Consider the following 2831-nt stretch of genomic DNA (forward strand, 5'->3'; position numbering starts at 1 on the left):
CGTCGAGGACTCCAGCGAGCTGCGCCCGGCCCACCCCCACGTCATCGGCCTCGAGGCCCGACCGCCCAACATCGAGGGAGCCGGCGAGATCACGCTGCRCACCCTGGTGCGCCAGGCCCTGCGGATGAGGCCCGACCGCCTCGTGGTCGGCGAGGTCCGCGGGGCCGAGGTGGTGGAGATGCTGGCCGCGCTCAACACCGGCCACGCCGGTGGTTGTGGCACCGTGCACGCCAACTCCGCGGCCGACGTGCCGGCGCGGCTCGAGGCCCTCGCCCTGGCGGCCGGTCTGCCGCAGGCGGCGGTGCACAGCCAGCTGGCGGCCGCCCTCGACGTCGTCGTGCACGTGGCCCGCGGCCCGGACGGCGTCCGCCGGGTGGCCCAGGTCGGGGTCCCGCGTCGTGGCGCCGACGGGCTGGTGGCCCTCGACGTCGCCGTGACCTTCGACGCGCTCGGCCGGGTCGAGCGGGGCCCGGCCGCGCGCGAGCTGTCCCGGCGGATCACCGCGTGACCGGCTCCCTGTGGTGGGTGGCGACGCTCGGAGCCGCGGCGGCCGCGTGGCTGGCCTGCCCGGCGCCCGTGCACCCGACGGGCCCGACCTGCAGTGCGCAGGACCCCCACGGTGTGCGCTCCCGCGTGCCGGGGCTGCTCGCCCTGCTGGCTGCGACCGTGGCCCTCACGACGGCCGGCGTGCTGCCCGTCAGGCTGCTCGTCCTGGGAGCGATCGCCGCCCTCGTCGTCCTGGGTGCCGAACGGATCTGGCGACGACGTCGGGCGCGCGTCACCGCCGACGCCACCGCGCGACACGTCCTCGAGGCGTGCGAGGTGGTGGCGGCCGAGCTGTCCGCCGGGCGACCTCCCGACGCCGCCCTCGCCCAGGCGGCCGGCCGGTGGCCGGGGCTCGCGCCCGTCGTGGAGGCGCACGCGCTGGGCTCCGACGTGCCCGCCGCGCTGCGCCGACTGGCCGAGGCGCCAGGGGCGGGGGAGCTGCGGGTCGTCGCGTCGGCGTGGCAGGTCTCCCAGCACTCGGGGCACGGGCTGGCCGGGGCCCTGGGCCGGGTCGCCGACCGGATCCGGGCGCGCCGCCGGACCCGGCGGGTGGTCACCTCCGAGCTGGCCTCGGCCCGGGCCACGGCACGTCTCGTAGCGGCGCTGCCCGTGGTGGCCCTGGGGATGGGCTCGGGCGCCGGAGGTGACCCGTGGGCCTTCCTGCTCGGTACGCCGATCGGCTGGGGCTGTCTCGCGCTCGGGCTCGCCTTCGGGCTCCTCGGCCTCTGGTGGATCGAGGCCATTGCCGACGCGGTCGATCGCCCGTGACCGCGCTCGCCGTCGTGGCGACCCTGGTGGCCGTCGTCCTGGCCGTGCCGCCCCCGCCGCGGTGGGCGATCGCCACACCGGACGACGGCCGCGCCGGGCCGTCCCCGGAGGCGAGGGCCCGGCCGACCTGGTGGCGTGCCGTCCGCGCCGGTCTCGCCGGCTGCGCGGTGACCCTTCTCCTGGCCGGGCCGCTGGGTCTGGTCGCGGGGCCGGTGGCGGCCGCCGCGGCCTGGGTGGTGCTGGGCCGCTCGGAGTCGGCAGGGGTCCGCGACGCGCGCAGTGCGGCGGCACGGGACCTGCCCCACCTCGTCGACCTGCTGGCGGCGACGCTGCGCTCGGGTGCCGCACCCACCGCCGCCCTGGCCTCGGTGTGCGCCGCCTGCCCCGGCGCGGCCGCCGACCGCCTCGACCCCGTGCTGGCGCGGCTACGCGTCGGGGCACCCCCGGCGACGGTCTGGGCGGTGCTGGCCCGCGACGACGTGCTGGCTCCGCTGGGTCACACCCTCGCGCGCGCCGAGGCCAGCGGCACCTCGGTCGCCGACGCCGTCGAACGTCTCGCCGACGACCTCGAGCGGGAGGCGCTGGCCTCGGTGGAGGACCGCGCCCGCGCGGTGGGTGTCAAGGCCGCGGTGCCCCTGGGCCTGTGCCTGCTGCCTGCCTTCGTCCTCATCGGCATCGTGCCCACCGTGGCCGGGCTGCTGGCGACGCTGGGGCCGACTCCGTGAGCCACCTGTCCTCCACATCCGAGGAGGTCCGGCGCCCCCTCCACAGCGACCGAGGCACGGGGCACGGGAGTCCGGCGGGCGGCGCAGGGTCGACGTCGACGGCCCGCACGGCGCGGGTCGCGACCGAGAGGACACGACATGCACGAGACGCTTCGACCCGGACGGCGCGACGAGCGCGGGATCACCACCGCGGAGTACGCCGTGGGCACGGCCGCCGGCGCCGGGTTCGCCGGCCTGCTCTACCAGCTGCTGACCGGCGGCTTCGGCGACCAGCTCCTCAAGACGCTCTTCGACCACGTCCTGGGCCTGCTGGGCATCGGATGAGCCGAGGGCCCGAGCGCGGGGCGGTGACGGCCGAGCTCGCGCTCGGCCTGCCGCTGCTGCTGGCCGTGACCGTGGGTCTCGTCTGGTTGCTGGCGGCGGCCACGGCGCAGGTCCGGGTCGTCGACGCGGCACGGGAGGCTGCCCGGGTCGCCGCCCGGGGGGACGGGATCGAGGCGGCCCAGGAGGTCGGACGACGGATCGCACCCGAGGGGGCCGAGCTGTCCGTCCGGCTCTCGGGCGGCGAGGTCCGGGTGGAGGCCTCGGCGCGGATCGAGGGTCCGGGTGGGCTCTTCGACTTCCTGCCCGGCGTCACCGTGCGCTCGTCGGCGGTCGCGGTGTCCGAGGAGGATGGATGAGGACTCGGCCCGCCCGGCGGAGCCGGCGGGCCGAGCAGGAGCGGGGGGCGGCGACCCTCCTCGTCGTGAGCGCGGCGGGCCTGCTGTTGTTCGACGGGCTGGCCCTCAGCGG

5 protein-coding genes are annotated in these 2831 nt (G+C 78.1%); all 5 read left to right on the forward strand.

Annotation, left to right across the window (positions count from 1 at the left end):
* A partial coding sequence (locus ACXJKL_RS18685; RefSeq protein WP_457208505.1) for an ATPase, T2SS/T4P/T4SS family occupies positions 1 to 508 on the forward strand: 508 nt, incomplete at its 5' end.
* Positions 505 to 1314 carry a type II secretion system F family protein gene (locus tag ACXJKL_RS18690; protein ID WP_457208506.1) on the forward strand — a complete coding sequence of 270 codons (810 nt, stop codon included), beginning with the start codon at positions 505 to 507 and terminating at the stop codon, positions 1312 to 1314. The genes ACXJKL_RS18685 and ACXJKL_RS18690, both read left to right, overlap by 4 nt.
* Complete coding sequence (locus tag ACXJKL_RS18695) at positions 1311 to 2039, forward strand: type II secretion system F family protein (RefSeq protein ID WP_457208507.1); 729 nt, start codon at positions 1311 to 1313, stop codon at positions 2037 to 2039. The genes ACXJKL_RS18690 and ACXJKL_RS18695 overlap by 4 nt, the downstream gene beginning before the upstream one ends.
* Before the next feature lie 138 nt (positions 2040 to 2177).
* Complete coding sequence (locus ACXJKL_RS18700) at positions 2178 to 2363, forward strand: DUF4244 domain-containing protein (protein WP_457208508.1); 186 nt, start codon at positions 2178 to 2180, stop codon at positions 2361 to 2363.
* On the forward strand, positions 2360 to 2719 hold the full coding sequence (locus ACXJKL_RS18705) for a TadE family type IV pilus minor pilin (protein ID WP_457208509.1): 360 nt from the start codon (positions 2360 to 2362) through the stop codon (positions 2717 to 2719). Before ACXJKL_RS18700 ends, ACXJKL_RS18705 begins: the two co-directional genes overlap by 4 nt.
* Positions 2720 to 2831 lie beyond the last annotated feature (112 nt).

Source organism: Nocardioides sp. P5_C9_2 (genome assembly GCF_054049555.1).

Coding starts and splice junctions, on each gene's coding strand:
- ACXJKL_RS18700 (WP_457208508.1), top strand. CDS start 2,178: ATGCACGAGACGCTTCGACCCGGACGGCGCGACGAGCGCGGGATCACC.
- ACXJKL_RS18705 (WP_457208509.1), top strand. CDS start 2,360: ATGAGCCGAGGGCCCGAGCGCGGGGCGGTGACGGCCGAGCTCGCGCTC.